Below are 15,520 nucleotides of genomic sequence, written 5' to 3' on the forward strand. Positions count from 1 at the left end.
AGGCGGGAAGCGCAGGGGGTCCTATAGGACCTCACGAGGTGGCGGACCCCGCAAGGGGATTACCGGCAAGGCCGGGAAAGATCGAGGAATCCGCGGATGCCGCCCGGGGTGTGCCCGCCCCGCCCGCCTGAGCAAAGCCCCTCGGGAAAGCCAGCCCCGCGAGGGGGGGACAACCGGGGGGCAGGGCGTACCCAAAAGAGGGCACTTTGCCCTCGCCAGTAAGGAGTAAAGCATGTGCGGCATTGTGGGCTACGTGGGCTTTCGCAACGCCACGGACATCCTGGTAGACGGCCTTAGGCGCTTGGAGTACCGGGGCTACGACTCCGCCGGGGTGGCGGTGAGGACGGCAGAGGGGCTTAGGGTGGTGAAGCGCTCGGGGAAGCTTGCCGCCCTCGAGGCCCTCCTCAAGGAGGAGCACCTGGAGGGCCCCCTGGGGGTGGGGCACACCCGCTGGGCCACCCACGGGGCCCCCACCGACCCCAACGCCCACCCCCACACCACGGAGGACGGCAAGATCGCCGTGATCCACAACGGCATCATTGAGAACTACCTAGAGCTCAAGGAAGCCCTCCTGGCCCGGGGGCACCGGTTCCGTTCGGAAACGGACAGCGAGGTCTTCGCCCACCTGGTGGAGGAAAAGTACCAAGGCGACCTCTTCCAGGCCCTGCGGGAAGCCCTAAAGGAGGTGCGGGGCGCCTACGCCGTGGTGGTGGTCCACGAAGACCACGAGGAAATCGTGGCCGCCCGCACCGTGAGCCCCTTGGTGGTGGGCCTTGGCGCAGGGGAGAACTTCCTGGCCTCGGACGTGCCCGCTCTCCTCCCCTATACCCGCCGGGTCATCTTCCTCCACGACGGGGACCTGGTGCGCCTAACCCGGGAGGGCGTGGAGGTCACGGACCTCGCCGGAAACCCGGTGGCGCGGGAGGTGGTGGAGGTTGACTGGACCCTCGAGGCCGCCGAGAAGGGGGGCTTCCCCCACTACATGCTCAAGGAGATCTACGAGCAGCCCTGGGTCCTGGAAAACACCCTGGGGGGGCGCCTGAGGGAGGAGGAGGGGGACGTGGACCTGGGCCTCGCCCTGGACCCCAGGGAAGTGGAAAGGGTCCACTTCATTGCCTGCGGCACCGCCGCCTACGCCGGTTGGTACGGCAAATACCTCATGGAGATCCTCGCCCGCATCCCGGCGGAGTGGGAGGTGGCGAGCGAGTACCGCTACCGCGACCCCGTGGTGGACGGGAAGACCTTGGCCGTGGCCATCAGCCAGTCGGGGGAAACCATTGACACCCTGGAGGGCATCCGCGAGGCCAAGGCCAAGGGGGCCCGCACCCTAGGGGTCATCAACGCCAAGGGCTCCAGCATCACCCGGGAGGTGGAGGAGGTGCTTTACATCCACGCCGGGCCCGAGATCGGCGTGGCCTCCACCAAGGCCTACACCGCCATGCTGGCCGCCATGGCCCTCTTGGCCGTGCGTTTTGCCCGGGCCCGGGGCACCTTGTCCAAGGAGGCGGCCCAGGCCCTCATCCGGGAGATGCGCAAGCTCCCCCGCCTGGTGGAGGAGGCCCTGGAGAAGCGGCCCATCGTGGCCCACATTGCCGAGAAGTACCACCAGGCCCAGGACTTCCTCTTCCTGGGCCGCCACGTCCAGGCCCCCACGGCGTACGAGGGGGCCCTGAAGCTCAAAGAGATCAGCTACATCCACGCCGAGGCCTACCCCGCCGGGGAAATGAAGCACGGCCCCATCGCCCTCATTGACGAGCGCCTCCCCGTGGTGGTCCTGGCCACCCGCGGGCCCCTCTACGAGAAGACCCTTTCCAACATCCAGGAGGTGCGGGCCCGGGGCGGGAAGGTGATCGCCGTGGCCACGGAAGGGGACGAGGAGATCCCAAAGCTCGCCCAGGACGTGATCTACCTCCCCGAGGTCCACCCCCTCCTCGCCCCCATCGTGAGCGTGGTGCCCTTGCAACTCCTCGCCTACGAGGTGGCGGTGCTCCTGGGCCGGGACGTGGACCAGCCCAGGAACCTGGCCAAGAGCGTCACGGTGGAGTAGCTAGACAATCTCCAGAAATTTTGCCACCACCTCCGGGTCCAGGCTCTTCCCCGCCTGGGCCCGGAGCTCTTCCAAGGCCTCCTCCCTTGTCCAGGCCCGCTTGTAAGGGCGCTCGGACACCAAGGCATCGTAGACGTCCACCACGGCGAAGATGCGGGCCTCCAAGGGAATGGCCTCCCCCTTTAGGCCAAAGGGGTAGCCGGAGCCGTCAAAGCGCTCGTGGTGGTAGAGGACCACGTTCAAGGCGGTCTGGGGCAGGAAGGGGAGGTTTCTGAGGATCTCCAAACCCACCTCGGGATGGGTTTTCACCACCTTCCACTCCCCCGTGGAAAGGGCGGTGGGCTTGCGTAGGATCTCGTCGGGCAGGGCCAGCTTGCCCAGGTCGTGGAAATAGGCGCCCAGGCGGAGGCCCTCGAGGTCGGGAAAGCTTAAGGCCCGCCCCAAGCGGAGGGAAAGCTCCGCCACCCGCTCCGTGTGCCCCTGGGTTTCCAAGTCCCGGTACTCCAGAACCCGGGAAAGGGCTTTGAGGGCCGCCTCCCGCGTAGCCCTAAGCACCCGCAGGTGGAAAAGGCGCTCTAGGGCATCTTCCAGCCGCCTAGCCACCATCCGCAAAACCGCCTCATCCTCCGCACGGTAAGGCACCCGCTCGCCAAAAGAACCCAGGGCCAGCACCCCATACCGCCGCCCCTCGGGCTTCAGGGGGACCAAGAGAGCCGAGCGCAACCCCGCCTCCGCATAGGGCTTCAAGGCCCCGGGAAACGCGGCGTAGTCCTCCACATAAATGGGCCCTTCCCAAAGCCGGGGATGGCCGAGAAGCCCTTCGCCAAAGCGGATGGGATGCTCCACGTAAAGCCGGGGGAAGCCCGGGGGGTAGCGGCCCGCCACCACAGCCGGCCGCACCCGCCCCCCCTGGAAGAGGTAAAGGGCCCCCCCGTGGTAAGGGGTCAGCTTTAACAGGGTCTCCAAGGCCTCCTGGGCCATTTCCAAAGGCTCGCGGGCGCTTTCCAGGGAAAGGGAAAGTTCCAAAAGAGCCCGGGTGCGCTCCGCCTCCTCCCGGGCCTTCTCCAAGGCCTCTATGCGGCCTAGGACCATCCCAGCCGCCTCCGCCAGGGCCTGGAGCCAGAAGCGCTCCTCGGGAAGGATCTCCCCTACCCCCCCGGCGGTGTCCATAGATAGCACCCCCAGCACCCGGCCCTCAGGATCCCGAAGGGGCACCCCCAGGTACACCCCAGGCTGCGGGTGGCCCGTGAGGAAGACCACCCTGGGATCTTGGGAAACATCCGGTATAAAAAGGGGTTCCCCACTTTCAAACACAATCCAAGAAACCCCTTTGCCCCGGGGCAAGCGAAACCCTACCCGTTCCCGGGAAAGCCCCTCCGCCGCCACTAGCTCCAGGACGTCCTCCTCTGGCCGGTAGAGAAAGAGCAGGGCGGAAACCGCCCGGGTCTGGGCCTTCACGGCCTCCACCACCTGGCGGAACACCGCTTCCCGCCGCCCTAGAGGGGCCAGAAGCCTCCAGGCTTCTGCCAGAGCCTGCAGGCGTTTAAGCTCCAGCACCCCTTGGACCATGACGCCCCTTACTCTACCAGGCGGACCGGAAAGGCTAGCGGGATGAGGTCCAGCTGGGCCTCCGCCTCAAAAGAGCGGCGCCAGGGGAAAGCGAGGGCTTTAAGGTCTATCCGGTAGCCCTCCCACGCCAGATAAGGCCAAAGCTGGGCCACCGCCAGGGCTTCCTCTCCCAACGGCTCCGCAAAGCGGCCCCGCACCCAAGGCCGGCCCACCTCCCCCCACCAGTAGGCGAAGTAGGCCTCGGCAAGCCGTCTTAGACGCCCCTCGGTATCCCGCAGAAAAAGCCCCCCTTGGGCCAGGGCGCTTCCCAGGTTGTTGGCCGGGGTGCCCCAGGCGGCGTAGGCAGCAAGCCGCCCGTAAAGCCCCAGGGTCTGGAGGTAGCCCATGAGGCCCGGGTCTCCCCGGTTCACCCGGGAAAGGTCCGCCAGGGCCACGGGGTGCCGGGCCATCAGGCGGAGGAGGTCTTGGGCAGCTTCCCGGGCGTTTTTGCCCCCGTAAACGTAGAGGACAAGATGGGGAGCGGCATCCAGGGCCACCTCCTCTGCGCCGGCGCTTCCTAGAAGCCTCCTTACCGTTTCCCTTAAGGGCAAGGCCTCGTAAGGGGTGGTGCGCTCCGCCAAGGCCCTATCCTCGTAGACCACCGCCACCTTAAGCCCCGGGGAAAGAGCCCTAAGGAGAAGCACCTGCCCCGCCTCGTCCGCCCCCGGGCGGCTCGGGTAAGGGAGGGCCTGGGCCTCCCTGGGGGCAGGAGAGCCCCGAAGGGCATCGTCCCAGACCGCTTCCAGGTAAAGTCCCCTCAGGCGGGACCAAGGGGCGAGGACCTGGAGTACCCGGAGGTTGCGTTCCCTTTGGGTGGCGTCAAAGCGGGGCACCACGCCGAAGAGGAGGACCTCCCCCCCATGGCGCACCTTCCAGGCCAGGAGGGGCCCAAGGCGGGCCAAGGCGTCCTCAGCGGGGAGGTCTAGGTGGCGGCTTGCCAAAAGCCCGCCGTAGGCCAAGGCGTCCAGGCTGGCCACCAAGGCCGCGCCGGGGGTGGCCAGGAGCCAGCCCCTCAGGGCCCCGAGGTCCGCCCCTTCTGCTCCCCGGTAGACCGCCTTGGGCGGGCAAAGCACAAGCCCCCAGGTACAGGGGGCCCAGTTGGGCGGGCGATCGTCCAGGGGAAGGTAGAGGAAAGGCGGAGCCCCCAGGGCAACGCCCCCTAAAAGGACAAGGACAAGCCACAAGCGGGCCACGCCCTAAAGCTTCGCCTGCTCCTCCTTCCCTTTTGCCTCCCGCTCTGCCAGGTACTTCTCCGCCGTCATGGCCGCCCGGGTGCCCGCCCCCACGCTGGTGGTGAGCTGGCGGTAGATGGGGTCGGCCACGTCTCCGGCGGCGAAGATGCCCGGCACCGAGGTATAGACCTCGTCTCTTACGGCCACGTAGCCGTCAGGGCGAAGCTCCACCACCCCTTTGAGGAAGCCCGTGTTGGGCTCGTGGCCGATGAAGACGAAGACCCCATCGGTGGGATAGACGTACTCCTCCCCCGTCTTCAGGTTCTTAAGCCGCACCCCCGTCACCTGGTCCTCGCCCAGAATCTCCGTGACCACGTGGGAGAAGAGAAAGTGCATCTTGGGGTTTTGGAAGGTCCGGGCCTGGGCCAGCTTGTTGGCCCTGAGCTCGTCCCGGCGGTGGACCAGGGTTACCTTGCGGGCGAACTTGGTGAGGAATAGACCCTCCTCCACAGCGGCATCCCCCCCGCCCACCACCACCACCTCCTTGTCCCGGTAGAAGAAGCCGTCGCAGGTGGCGCAGGTGGAAACCCCGCGGCCGTAGAACTTGTCCTCACCCGGCACCCCAAGCCGCCTGGGGTTGGCCCCGGTGGCGACGATGATCACCCGGGCGGGGTACGTCCGCTCAAAACCCCGGACCAGGAAGCCCTCCTCCAGAGGCTCTATCCCCAAGACCTCGTCCATGACGATCCGGGCCCCGAACTTCTCCGCCTGCTGCACCATGCGGCTTGCCAGTTCGGGCCCGGAAATGCCCTCGGGGAAACCCGGGTAGTTTTCCACCTCCTCGGTTTGGGCGATCTGCCCTCCGGGCAGGCCCTTTTCCACGATGACCGTCTTGAGCCCCGCCCGGCCCGCGTAGATGCCGGCGGTTAGGCCCGCCGGGCCCCCACCGATAATGACCACGTCGTAGCGCTCCCCCGTCTGACCGCTTGCCGCAAGCCCTGCCAAGGAAAACTCCATCCTCCCCCTCCTTAGGTTTTAGGCTACACCCCCATATACCTATGGGGGGTATATAGCAAGCCCAGTTTGGCCAAAAGCCCCCTGCCTGTCAAGGGAGAAAAGCAATCCGAGCCGCTCCTGGTGACCCCAGGGGGATTCGAACCCCCGTCTCGGCCTTGAGAGGGCCGTGTCCTAGGCCTCTAGACGATGGGGCCGCGTGCGGCTCGGATCGCTTCTGGTGACCCCAGGGGGATTCGAACCCCCGCCGCCGCCTTGAAAGGGCGGTGACCTAACCACTAGTCGATGGGGCCAAACGTTTGGCTGGGGTGCGTGGACTCGAACCACGACCGGCGGATCCAGAGTCCGCTGTCCTGCCGTTAGACGACACCCCAGCGGCGGGCGCCCGATCCCTCGGGCAGAGGTTATGGTACACTCTAAAGGGCGGATTGGCAAGCCCCTGATGCCTATGGAGGAAAGCCTTTTACAAATCCTGAGCCGGTATATCTCGCCCATGGCCGCGGAGAACCTCTTGCGCCGGGTTCTAGGCTCCAGGAAACCGGCCACGCCAGGGGAGTGGGCGCGGCTCATTGAGGCGAACCTTTGGCCCGAGCTTGGCCGGCTCCTCCCTTTTCGCGAGATGCCCCCTGAGCTTAAGGCCTTGGTGCGGGAGCTCAAGCAGCTCGCCCTCCAGGAGGTAGAGGAAGCCGAGGAAGCGGAGGAAGAGGAAGCCCTTCTGGAGGAGGTAGTGGACCTCGAGGACCCCGCCGCCCGGGAGCACCTGGCAAGGCGGCTTGCCCGTCTGGAGGGGGTTCTGGGGGTGGTGGTGGCCGGTAGGGGCGGCAAAGAGGAGCTTTTCGCCGGGGAGCCTATCCCGTTAGAGCTTGTCCACCACCTCCTCGCCCGCCAAGGCTACGGCGTTTTCTATGCCCTTCTCCAGGGAAACCTGGTGGCCCTAAGGCCCTTAGGCTCGGGTTACGTGGGCCTTCTGGCCCGCAAGGAGACCAACATCGGCCGCCTGCTCCACGCCCTGAGGCGGCTTGTTCCCATCACGGAGGTAAGCGGATGAGAGGATGGCTTTCCCTGGTTCTGGCCCTTGCCCTTCCGGCCCTAGCCGCTCCCTTGCCCCAGGCGTACGACCGCTTAGAAGAAGCCCTGGCCCAGGTGGGCCTCGCCAACCCCACCCAGGCCCTGGCCGCCTTGGACCGGGCGCAAAGCCTATTGCGCCAGGAGGCGGAGGGCCTTCCCCCCGTGATCCGGGACGCCATTTTGAATAACCTGGAGGGCCTGCGGCAGGCGGTGGTGCAGAAAAGCCGGGCCGACCTGGAGGCCCGCCTCCTCCTCGTCCGCCACCTCCTGGGCAAGGCGCTTTACGACGGCTTCTTCCAAGCGGGATCCCAGGATAAACCCACCTACCTAAGCCGCCTGGCCCGGGCCACGGCCCTGCCCCCGTCCCTCGTGCAAGAGGTCCGAGGCTTAGGAGCCGAGGAGGCCAGGCGCCGCCTCGAGGCCTTCTTCCTCCAAGCCATGGCCGAGGACCTGAACAAAACCCTGGGGGCGGCCTCGAGGCCCGAGGCCTACTTGGCCCTGGCCCGGGCCTATGCCCGCTTCCTCGTGGTCCAGGATAGCCCGCAAAGCACCCTGAAGGCCCAGGACTTCATCCAGGCCTTGGCCAAGGTTTCCGCCGGGGAACCTTTCCGCCCCGAGGTAGGGGGGCTTTTGAACCAGGTGGTGGCCTGGCGCAAGGCCCTCTTGGCTGTTGGTCCCCGCACGCAAACCCCATCCCCTCCCGCCGCGCAAACCGCCCCCCCTGCTACGCCAACGCCGCCTGCCCCCAGCGCACCCACCCCGCCTTCCAGTCCTCCCCAACCCTCCCCCGCCCCGCCCACGGACACGGCCCAGGCCAGCTCCCCCGGGGTGGAAACCTTTTACACCCCTCCCTGGATGGACCGGGCTACGGCAGAAGCAGTACGGCGCCAGGCCTATACCCTGGGCTATAACTACAACTTTGAGCTGCTAGAGGCCCTCAACCAAATCCAAGGGGAGGTGGGTCTAGCCATCGCCGCTTTGGGGCGGGGAAACCCGACCGAGGGAAGGTACCACTTGGACCGGGCATTGTGGCAATTCCGCGCCAACCTCGAGCCCGTCTTCGCCGTGATCCACCCTGCCCTTACCGACCAGATTTCCCGCACCCTTGTGCACCTCTCCGGGGCCACGGGCATCCGGACCCTGGACGCCTTGGTGGTGTACGAGGCCTTAGAGGAGCTAAGGGGGAGTTTTAGCCAAGGCCCTAGCCCGAACCCGTGGCTCTTCTTGAAACTCCTCCTGGCCCAAACGGCAGGGGTTCCCCGGGCCGTCTTCTTCCTCTTGGCGGCGGCCCTAAGCCTCTTTCCCCTCTACCTCATCCGCCTCACCTTTGGCGGGCGGAACGTGTACTGGAACCTTCTGGGCCTCGCCTTCCTCTTCCTCTTTCTGCCCATCCTGGCCGAGGGGCTCTCCTACTTCGGCTCCATCATGGCGGACTACGGCAACCTACCCCTCTTGGGTTTCCTCGCTAACCTCTCCATCGGCCAGGGCCTCATCCCCTACCTGGCTTGGGGGCTTACCGTCTTCCTGGTGGTGGCCTTCGCCGGGGCAGGGCTTAGGGGCATTGCCGCTCAGTTCGGCCTCCTGAAGGAACGGGGGGATGAGGTGGCGGCCACCGCCGAGCGCCCCGCCACCACCCTGACGAGCGAAACCATCGTGGAGTGGGACGAGGAGTTCTAGCCGAGCCGGGTCCCGGGGGTAACCCCGTACCCCCGGGCCCAGTCGGCGGCGGGCATGGGGCGCTTACCCTCCGGTTGAACCTGGAGGAGGCGGATAAGCCCCTCCCCGGTGCCCACCAAGACCCCCTCCCGGTCCACCGCCTGGACCACCCCGGGCTCCCCCTCCCCGGGTTCGGGCCGCAGGGCGAGCACCTTGACCCGCTTGCCCCCGTGGAAGAAGTAGCTCCCCGGCCAGGGCTGCACCCCCCGGTGGCGGTTGTAGATGGCCTGGGCGCTTTCCCCAAAGCGGATCCGCCCCTCCTCCTTGGTGAGGAGGGGGGCGTAGGAAGGCTCGCCCTCCTGGGGGGTGGGGGTGAGGTGGGGGAGGTCCTCCAGCACCTTTAGGAGGAGTTCTATCCCCTTGTCCCGTAGCCGCTCGGAAAGAGCGAGGGCGTCCTCATGGGGGCCGATCTCCGTGCGCCAGAGGGCGTAGAGGGGCCCGGTGTCCACCCCTTCCTCCGTCTTCATGATGGCCACCCCCGTCTCCTTCTCCCCCCGGATGAGGGCCCAAGTCACCGGGGCCGGGCCCCGGTACTTGGGGAGGAGGGAGGGGTGGAGGTTGAGGAAACCCCAAGGGGGCACCTCGAGGACCTCCCGGGGCAGGATCTTGCCGTAGGCAGCGGTAACCGCCACCTCGGGGGCAGCCTCCCGGAAAGCCTTCAGAAAGGCCTCGTTTCCTTTAAGGCTCTTGGGCTTCCAAAGGGGAAGCTCGTGGGCCTCGGCGTACTGGGCCACAGGGCTTGGCGCAGGCTTTAGCCCCCGGCCCTTGGGTTTATCCGGCTGGGTCACCACCAGGACCACCTGGTGGTGGCGGTTTAGGGCGTCCAGCACCGGCACCGCCCACTCCGGGGTGCCGAAAAAAGCCACCTTCATCGCCCGGAAAGCTCCTTAAGGAGCGCCCTGGCCTCCTTCTGCATGCGGGCCAGCTCCGCCCGGTTCTCCTCCAAAAAGGCCTCCCGCTTGGCCTTCGGCAGGCGCTCAAAGAAGAGGATCCCGTCCAGGTGGTCCATCTCGTGCTGGAAAACCCGGGCCATGTAGCCCTCCAGCTCCAGGGTGCGGGGGGTACCCTCCTCGTCCTGGTAGGCCACCCGGATGCGCTCCGCCCGGGGCACCTCCTCGGAGTAGAGGCCGGGAAGGGAGAGGCACCCCTCCGTGCCCTCCACCTCCCCCTCCTGGTGGAGGAGGACGGGGTTCGCCACCACGTAGACCCGGCGCACCAGGTCGCGAAGGGGCCGCTCTTCCTCGTCGGGCTCGTCGGCGTACTCCACCGCCACAAAAAGGCGCTCGGAAAGCCCGATCTGCGGGGCGGCAAGGCCCACCCCCCGGGCCTCAAACATGGTTTCCAGCATGTCCTCGGCGAGCTTCTTCACCCGGGAAAAATCCCGCACGGGCTGTGCCTTGCGGCGCAGCACGGGGTCCCCATAGAGGCGGATGGGGTAGATCATCCTAGCTATTGTAGCGCAAGCCGCACCCTTCCCAAAACCTGGCCCAAGGCCCTCACCCCCGGGGGGAGGTCAAGCAGGAGGGGGCCTTCCACCACCCCGGGGCGGAAACCCCCCTGGGGCCTCGCCTCCACCTCCTTGAGGCCCTCCAGGGCCTCCTTGGGCCCCACCACCTCGAGGGTTTTGGGGGTATAGTCCTCCACCCGAAACCCCTCCGGGGGGCGGAAGACCAGGGGCACCTCCTTGCGGAAAAGGGGAGCCTCCCGGGCCACGAGGCGCACCCGGCTGGGGTTGAGCTCCACCCCCGGCAAGGGGCCCTCCGGGCCGAAGGCGGTGAGGGCCACCTCCTCCCCCCCGAGGTCTAAGCCCAGGGCCACCACCGCCTCCTCCACCTGGCTCCTTGGACCCTTGGCCTCCACGAAGGCAGGTTCGGTCTCCACCCAGGCCCCTTGGGCCAGGACCTCCACGGGGAGGGTGCGGCTTAGGACCGCCTCCACCCTTCCCTCCACCCGGGCTGGGCGCACCTCCAGGACCTCCACCCCCTGGGGCACCGCCACCCGCACCTCCCGGGCAAAGGCCCCCTCCACCCCGGAAAGGTCCAGGTAGGCGGAAACCAGGGGGGTGCCCTCCACCAGGGGGGCAGGGCCCCTTAGGCGCAGGAGGACCTCCTTGGGCACGCCCTCCGCCACCTTTTCCCCTTCCAGGCCCACCACCCGCAAGGGAACGCTCACCGCCCGCTCCACCACCGGGGCCCTTTCCCGCAAGGAGTACCAAAGGGCTAAGGCCGCCAAAAGCGCCAGGAGGAAGCCGCCCCACTCACGCACGGATAACCTCCTTGAGCCGTTCCCGCAGGGCCTCGAGGGCCAAGGGGGGCGAAAGCCTCCCCCCCTCGGCGAGCCGGATGGCCCCCGTCTCCTCGCTCACCACCAGGACCAGGGCGTCGGAAACCTCGGAAAGCCCCAAAGCGGCCCGGTGCCGGGTGCCCAGGCCAAGCCGCGCCTCGGAAAGGGGGAAGACGCACCCGGCGGCGAAGACCCGGTCCCCCCGGAGGATGGCCCCCCCGTCGTGCAGGGGGGTGCCGGGGTAGAAGAGGGTTTCCAAAAGCCTAGCGGAAAGCCTGGCCTCCAGAATCTCCCCCGTGGCGGCGTACTCCCCCAAGGGGGTGCGCCGCTCTAGGGCGATCAAGGCCCCGTAGCGCCTTTCGGAAAGGCGGGAAAGCCCGAGAAGAAGCTCCTCCAGGGCCAAGGAGGGGGCCCGTGGCCCCTGGGCCCGGCCAAGCCGCTCCAAAAGCCCCCTAAGCTCCGGTTGGAAGACCACGATGAGGGCGAAAGCCCCCAAGGTGGCGGCGTTTCCCAGGAGCCAAGACAGGGTAGAAAGCCCAAGGAGGCTCGCCAGAAACCAGACCCCAAGGTAGACGAGGACCCCGCGGACGAGGTTTAGGGCCCGGGTGCCGGCCATGAGCCGGCCCAGGGAGTAGAAGAGCACGGCCACCAGGAGGATGTCCAGAAGGTCGCGCCAGGTGAAGGGCATGGCTAGCGGATGGGCGTCCCCGGGCCCTCCCAGGAAAGGCCGAAGAGCCTCACCCAGGTGGCCCCGAGGTCGGCGAAGGTCTCCCGGGTGCCCAGCTCCCCCTCCACCCCCGGCCCCACCCAAAGGAGCATCCCGTACTCCCGGGTGTGGTCGGTGCCGAAGAAGGTGGGGTCGTTCCCGTGGTCCGAGACGAGGAAGAGGTGGTCCTCGGGCCCCAGGGCCTCGAGGAGGCGGGGAAGGAAGCGGTCCACCTCCTCCAAGGCCTCCCCGTAGCCTTGGGGGTTGCGGCGGTGGCCGTACTTGCTATCAAAGTCCACCAGGTTGACGAAGAGGAGGCCGGAAAGGGGCTCTTGCAGGAGGGCGAGGGTCTTTTCCAGACCATCGGCGTTGTCCGCCGTCTTCACCTCCCGGGTAAAGCCCCGGTGGGCGTAGATATCGGGGATCTTCCCCACCCCCACCACCTCGAGGCCCCCCTCCTTGAGGACGTCCAGGACGTTCCGCGGGGGCTCCAGGGCGAAGTCCTTGCGCAAGGCCTCCAACCGGTGGAAGGCTCCCGGCTCCCCGGCGAAGGGCCGGGCGATGACCCGGGCCACCTGGTACTCGCCCACGAGCATCTCCCGGGCCACCTGGCACCATTGGTAAAGCACCTCCGGCGGCACCACCGCCACGTGGGCCGCCACCTGGAAGACGGAGTCCGCCGAGGTGTAGACGATGGGGTAGCCCGTCTTCAGGTGGGCTTCCCCGTGGTGGCGGATGGCCTCCGTGCCGGAGTAAGGCCTGTTTAAAAGCCACCCCTTCACCCCGATCCGCTCGGCCCAGGCGCGCAAAAGCTCCTCGGGAAAGCCCTCGGGGAAGGTGCGGAAGGGCCTTTCCAGGTGGATGCCCACGAACTCCCAGTGCCCGGTGGTGGTGTCCTTCCCCGGGTTCACCTCCCGCATGCGGCCAAACCCGGCCCGGGGCCGGGGTGCCCGCTCCAAGGTGTGCACCCCCGGCACCCAGCCCAGGCCCAAGGCGGCAAGGTTGGGCAGGGCTATCCCGGTTTTCAAAACCGTGTGGTCCAGGGTATCCGCCCCCTCGTCCCCAAAGCTTGGGGCGTCCGGCAGGTAGCCTAGCCCCACGGAGTCCAAAACGATGGCCGTGACCTTCATCAGGAGCGTAGCCCTTCCTCGTCCTCCTCCTCCGCCAGGGCCATGAGCTCCTCCGGGGTCATCTCGGAGAGAGCCCGCACCGCCTGGAACTCCTCCAGAAGGCCCTGGATTTCCTCCATGGCCTCGCTAAGGGAAAGCTCCCCGTCCTTGTACTCGTCCACCACTTCCTCTATGGCCTCGAGGATCCCCACCGCCGCGCTGGCCTGGGAGAGGGCCTGGGCCAACTCCGAAAGCCTTTCCGCTAGGTCCATACCCCCATCCTACCCCAAAAGCTCCGCAAGCCGCGAAAGCGCCCGCCCGTACTTTTTGGCGAAGGGCCCGTGGCGGTAGCCCTCCGGGAAAAGCTCCTTGAGGGGCACGCCGGAAGCCCGCAAGGGGAGGCCCAGGTTATAGAGTTGGTCCACGAAGTGCACGAAGCGCAGGGCGTCGTTCTGGTCGGGGATGGGGGCGAGGCCCTGGATATAGACCACATCCAAGTCCCGGAAGAGGTAGCGGTAGCGGATGGGGTGGAGGGTGCGGAGGTGGGCGAGGAGCTCGGGGAAGGCGTCCAGGCTTTTCCGCCTGGGGTCCTCCCGGTAGAGGGCGAGGAGGGCCTCGTCGGCGAGGGGCTCCGGGAAGCATTCGGGGTCGCGGTGGCGGAAGTCCTCCCCCTCTATCCGCTCCACGGCGAAGCGCTTGGCCAGGCTTTGGATCTGGTGCCGGAACTGCTCGGCGTTGAACCGCCCCTCCCCCAAGGCCCCGGGTGGGGTGTTGGAGGTGGTGGCCACCCTGAGGCCCCTGTCCATGGTGAGGGCCAGGAAGTGGGTGATCATCTGGGCGTTGCCGGGGTCGTCCAGCTCAAACTCGTCCAGGAAGAGGTAGCGAAGCCCGGCAAAGCGCCTCGCCCCCTCCCTCAGGCCCATGAGGCCCAGGGTGTAGGTGAGCTCCTCAAAGGTGAGGAAGGCCTTGGGCGGGGGGGCCTCGAGGTAGGCGGCCACCAGGAGGTGGGTCTTCCCCACCCCGAAGCCCCCGTCCAGGTAAATCCCCTGGGGCCCCGGCATCCGGGGGCGGAAAAGCCCTCGAGGCCGGTCATGCACCCATCTTCGGAGCCTTTCCTTGGCCAGGGCCTGGGAGGGGTACCGGGGGTCGGGGCGGTAGGCGGCGAAGGTGGCCTTCTGGAAGCGGGGCGGGGGGGCGAAGCTCTTCAGAAGCTCCTCCAGGTCCACCTCGGGGTGGCGGTCCACCAGGCGCATAGGGAAGATTGTAAGGGAGGGTGGCCCCTAGGGCCCGCCCTCTGCTACCCTATAGGGGTATGGTGCGGCTCTACGGCGTCCCGGGGTGCGGCCCCTGCGAGATCGTGAAGATGTTCCTGGCGCAAAAGGGCGTGCCCTTCACCTTCGTGAACGCCCGGGAGGACCAGGAGGCGGCGAAAAAGGTGGCGGAACTTGCGGGAAGCCCCACCGCCGGGGTGGTCCTGGAGTGGGACGGCAGGACGGAGGTGATCCGGGGGGTATCCCCCGCTGCCCTCAACGCCTGGTACGCCCGCTACCGGGAGAAGGCCTCCTGAAGGGCCTTCAGGTGGTGGGCCTCGTGGTAGGCGGCGGCCCGCACCCAGCCCAAGGCGTTGAGCTCCCCGAAGAAGGGGTGGGGGAAGGTGGCGGGGTGGTGAGGGTCGGCCTTCTTGGCCTCCTCCAGGAGGAAGCCCCGGGCCCGTTGGAGGAGGTCCAGCACCTCCTCCAGGGATAACCCCCCCTTGGGCCTCACCCCCTCGGGGGCCTGAGGCTTGCCGTCCTTGTACTCCCCGGGGACGAAGGGCACCGGGGGAAGGCTTTCCCCCGCCGCCAGGCGCCTTAGCCGCCGGAGCACCCGAGCGGTGGACTCCTCCACCAAGGCGATGTGCTCCGCCACCATGAGGGGGGTCCAGGCCCCCACCCTAAGGGGCGTGACGAGCCAGGAGGCCTCCGCCTCCTGGAGGAGGGCCAGGAGGGCCTTGCGGCTTTCCCCAAGCCGGGCTAAGGCCTCTTCCCACGTGCCGTAGGCTTCCAGGGGCATAGCCTGATCCTAACACGGATCCTTCCGATTGGGGTAGGATAGACCCGTGCGGGCGGTTTCCCTGCAGGAAGCGCAAAGCCGGCTAGAGGAGCTCCTCAAAGAGGTCCAAGCCGGGGAGGAGGTTCTTATCCTGGACCAGGGGGTAACCGTGGCCCGCCTGGTCCCGGAAACCCCCAAAGGGGCGCTCTTCCGCCTAGAAGAGCGGGGACTCCTACGCCGGGGAAAGGGAAAAGCCCAACTAGAAGACCTTCCCCTTCCCTCTAGCCAGCAGAGCGTGCTCGAGGCCCTTTTGGAAGAAAGGGAGGAGGGGTGAGGTTCTGGGATACCTCGGCCATCGTCCCCCTCTTGGTGCAGGAAGCCTCTTCGCAATGGGCGAAGCGCCTTCTCGCCGAAGACGGGGAGATGTTGGTGTTCTGGCTTTCCGAGGTGGAGGCGCTATCGGCCCTAAACCGGCGTAGGCGCCAAGGAGCCTTAGGGGAAAGGGACTACACCCTGGCGCGGAAGCGTTTGCGGCGTCTTAAAAACGCCTGGCACGAGGTCCTGCCCACAGAAGGGGTGCGCAAGGAAGCTATACGCCTTCTCCAGGCTTACCCCCTACGAACCCTGGACGCCCTTCAGCTCGCAGCCCTTTGCGTGGTGGCGAGCAACGTACCCACCCCTTTGCCCCTTGTCACCTTGGACCTGCGCCTCGCCCAAGCCGCCGCCCAAGAGGGTTTTCCTGTCCTCCAAGGGGTATAATCCCCCC

17 protein-coding genes and 3 tRNA genes are annotated in these 15,520 nt (G+C 67.4%); 6 read left to right on the top strand and 14 right to left on the bottom strand.

What is annotated here, in order from left to right; all coding sequences use genetic code 11:
- Positions 1-232: 232 nt before the first annotated feature.
- Positions 233-2,047 (top strand): glutamine--fructose-6-phosphate transaminase (isomerizing), encoded by a 1,815-nt coding sequence (gene glmS, locus LXN00_RS08610; protein ID WP_234507334.1) that lies wholly within the window; start codon positions 233-235, stop codon positions 2,045-2,047.
- On the opposite strand, the gene LXN00_RS08615 is transcribed toward glmS, so the two are convergent.
- From LXN00_RS08615 to LXN00_RS08640, 6 genes are all read right to left on the bottom strand, one after another.
- Positions 2,048-3,616 (bottom strand): HD domain-containing phosphohydrolase, encoded by a 1,569-nt coding sequence (locus LXN00_RS08615; protein WP_234507336.1) that lies wholly within the window; start codon positions 3,614-3,616, stop codon positions 2,048-2,050.
- Between the two features lie 8 nt (positions 3,617-3,624).
- Positions 3,625-4,848, bottom strand: coding sequence for a DUF4127 family protein (locus LXN00_RS08620; RefSeq protein WP_234507338.1), 1,224 nt, complete (start codon positions 4,846-4,848; stop codon positions 3,625-3,627).
- Positions 4,849-4,851: 3 nt separating this feature from the next.
- Positions 4,852-5,844 carry a thioredoxin-disulfide reductase gene (gene trxB, locus LXN00_RS08625; RefSeq protein WP_234507340.1) on the bottom strand — a complete coding sequence of 331 codons (993 nt, stop codon included), beginning with the start codon at positions 5,842-5,844 and terminating at the stop codon, positions 4,852-4,854.
- 118 nt (positions 5,845-5,962) lie between these two features.
- A tRNA-Glu gene (locus LXN00_RS08630) sits at positions 5,963-6,038 on the bottom strand.
- A gap of 21 nt (positions 6,039-6,059) precedes the next feature.
- Positions 6,060-6,134: transfer RNA gene (locus tag LXN00_RS08635), tRNA-Glu, on the bottom strand.
- A gap of 7 nt (positions 6,135-6,141) precedes the next feature.
- Positions 6,142-6,215, bottom strand: a tRNA-Gln gene (locus LXN00_RS08640).
- Positions 6,216-6,289: 74 nt separating this feature from the next.
- Here LXN00_RS08640 and LXN00_RS08645 point away from each other — a divergent pair.
- Positions 6,290-6,889: a hypothetical protein gene (locus LXN00_RS08645; protein ID WP_071676866.1), complete on the top strand. Its 600-nt coding sequence runs from the start codon at positions 6,290-6,292 to the stop codon at positions 6,887-6,889.
- Positions 6,886-8,586: a hypothetical protein gene (locus LXN00_RS08650; protein WP_234507342.1), complete on the top strand. Its 1,701-nt coding sequence runs from the start codon at positions 6,886-6,888 to the stop codon at positions 8,584-8,586. The genes LXN00_RS08645 and LXN00_RS08650 overlap by 4 nt, the downstream gene beginning before the upstream one ends.
- On the opposite strand, the gene fmt is transcribed toward LXN00_RS08650, so the two are convergent.
- The 7 genes from fmt to zapE are packed head-to-tail and all read right to left on the bottom strand — an operon-like array spanning position 8,583 to position 13,976.
- The gene (gene fmt / locus LXN00_RS08655) at positions 8,583-9,497 is read right to left on the bottom strand and encodes a methionyl-tRNA formyltransferase (RefSeq protein WP_234507344.1); all 915 of its coding nucleotides are present in this window, start codon (positions 9,495-9,497) and stop codon (positions 8,583-8,585) included. The two genes, LXN00_RS08650 and fmt, sit on opposite strands and share 4 nt — an antisense overlap.
- Positions 9,494-10,069 carry a peptide deformylase gene (gene def / locus LXN00_RS08660; RefSeq protein WP_071676869.1) on the bottom strand — a complete coding sequence of 192 codons (576 nt, stop codon included), beginning with the start codon at positions 10,067-10,069 and terminating at the stop codon, positions 9,494-9,496. The genes fmt and def overlap by 4 nt, the downstream gene beginning before the upstream one ends.
- Before the next feature lie 5 nt (positions 10,070-10,074).
- Positions 10,075-10,890 carry a YbbR-like domain-containing protein gene (locus LXN00_RS08665; protein ID WP_234507347.1) on the bottom strand — a complete coding sequence of 272 codons (816 nt, stop codon included), beginning with the start codon at positions 10,888-10,890 and terminating at the stop codon, positions 10,075-10,077.
- Positions 10,883-11,596: a diadenylate cyclase CdaA gene (cdaA, locus tag LXN00_RS08670; protein ID WP_234507348.1), complete on the bottom strand. Its 714-nt coding sequence runs from the start codon at positions 11,594-11,596 to the stop codon at positions 10,883-10,885. Before cdaA ends, LXN00_RS08665 begins: the two co-directional genes overlap by 8 nt.
- 2 nt (positions 11,597-11,598) lie before the next feature.
- A complete protein-coding gene (locus tag LXN00_RS08675) occupies positions 11,599-12,744 on the bottom strand; it encodes a phosphopentomutase (protein ID WP_234507350.1) in 1,146 nt (381 codons plus the stop codon).
- Entirely contained in the window at positions 12,744-12,995 is a 252-nt protein-coding gene (locus tag LXN00_RS08680; RefSeq protein WP_234507351.1) for a hypothetical protein, read from the bottom strand. The genes LXN00_RS08675 and LXN00_RS08680 overlap by 1 nt, the downstream gene beginning before the upstream one ends.
- A gap of 9 nt (positions 12,996-13,004) precedes the next feature.
- Positions 13,005-13,976, bottom strand: a complete 972-nt coding sequence (gene zapE / locus LXN00_RS08685; protein ID WP_234507354.1) for a cell division protein ZapE — start codon at positions 13,974-13,976, stop codon at positions 13,005-13,007.
- A gap of 59 nt (positions 13,977-14,035) precedes the next feature.
- Between zapE and LXN00_RS08690 the strand changes: the two genes are divergently transcribed.
- Complete coding sequence (locus LXN00_RS08690; protein ID WP_234507356.1) at positions 14,036-14,290, top strand: glutaredoxin family protein; 255 nt, start codon at positions 14,036-14,038, stop codon at positions 14,288-14,290.
- Here the strand turns inward: LXN00_RS08690 and LXN00_RS08695 are convergent.
- Complete coding sequence (locus tag LXN00_RS08695) at positions 14,269-14,775, bottom strand: DinB family protein (RefSeq protein ID WP_234507357.1); 507 nt, start codon at positions 14,773-14,775, stop codon at positions 14,269-14,271. The genes LXN00_RS08690 and LXN00_RS08695 overlap by 22 nt on opposite strands.
- A 46-nt stretch (positions 14,776-14,821) precedes the next feature.
- On the opposite strand from LXN00_RS08695, the gene LXN00_RS08700 reads away from it, so the two are divergent.
- Both LXN00_RS08700 and LXN00_RS08705 read left to right on the top strand, forming a co-directional pair.
- Positions 14,822-15,088, top strand: coding sequence for a type II toxin-antitoxin system Phd/YefM family antitoxin (locus LXN00_RS08700; RefSeq protein ID WP_234507360.1), 267 nt, complete (start codon positions 14,822-14,824; stop codon positions 15,086-15,088).
- On the top strand, positions 15,085-15,513 hold the full coding sequence (locus LXN00_RS08705) for a type II toxin-antitoxin system VapC family toxin (protein ID WP_234507362.1): 429 nt from the start codon (positions 15,085-15,087) through the stop codon (positions 15,511-15,513). The genes LXN00_RS08700 and LXN00_RS08705 overlap by 4 nt, the downstream gene beginning before the upstream one ends.
- Positions 15,514-15,520 lie beyond the last annotated feature (7 nt).

The organism is Thermus brockianus (assembly GCF_021462505.1).
Classification (GTDB): Bacteria; Deinococcota; Deinococci; order Deinococcales; family Thermaceae; genus Thermus; species Thermus hydrothermalis.

What these genes read in the sequence shown, in the direction of transcription:
- fmt (WP_234507344.1), bottom strand. Translation starts at nt 9,497, where the DNA reads ATGAAGGTGGCTTTTTTCGGCACCCCGGAGTGGGCGGTGCCGGTGCTG.
- LXN00_RS08645 (WP_071676866.1), top strand. Translation starts at nt 6,290, where the DNA reads ATGGAGGAAAGCCTTTTACAAATCCTGAGCCGGTATATCTCGCCCATG.
- LXN00_RS08650 (WP_234507342.1), top strand. Translation starts at nt 6,886, where the DNA reads ATGAGAGGATGGCTTTCCCTGGTTCTGGCCCTTGCCCTTCCGGCCCTA.
- LXN00_RS08695 (WP_234507357.1), bottom strand. Translation starts at nt 14,775, where the DNA reads ATGCCCCTGGAAGCCTACGGCACGTGGGAAGAGGCCTTAGCCCGGCTT.
- trxB (WP_234507340.1), bottom strand. Translation starts at nt 5,844, where the DNA reads ATGGAGTTTTCCTTGGCAGGGCTTGCGGCAAGCGGTCAGACGGGGGAG.
- glmS (WP_234507334.1), top strand. Translation starts at nt 233, where the DNA reads ATGTGCGGCATTGTGGGCTACGTGGGCTTTCGCAACGCCACGGACATC.
- def (WP_071676869.1), bottom strand. Translation starts at nt 10,069, where the DNA reads ATGATCTACCCCATCCGCCTCTATGGGGACCCCGTGCTGCGCCGCAAG.
- cdaA (WP_234507348.1), bottom strand. Translation starts at nt 11,596, where the DNA reads ATGCCCTTCACCTGGCGCGACCTTCTGGACATCCTCCTGGTGGCCGTG.
- LXN00_RS08615 (WP_234507336.1), bottom strand. Translation starts at nt 3,616, where the DNA reads ATGGTCCAAGGGGTGCTGGAGCTTAAACGCCTGCAGGCTCTGGCAGAA.
- LXN00_RS08675 (WP_234507350.1), bottom strand. Translation starts at nt 12,744, where the DNA reads ATGAAGGTCACGGCCATCGTTTTGGACTCCGTGGGGCTAGGCTACCTG.
- LXN00_RS08690 (WP_234507356.1), top strand. Translation starts at nt 14,036, where the DNA reads ATGGTGCGGCTCTACGGCGTCCCGGGGTGCGGCCCCTGCGAGATCGTG.
- zapE (WP_234507354.1), bottom strand. Translation starts at nt 13,976, where the DNA reads ATGCGCCTGGTGGACCGCCACCCCGAGGTGGACCTGGAGGAGCTTCTG.
- LXN00_RS08680 (WP_234507351.1), bottom strand. Translation starts at nt 12,995, where the DNA reads ATGGACCTAGCGGAAAGGCTTTCGGAGTTGGCCCAGGCCCTCTCCCAG.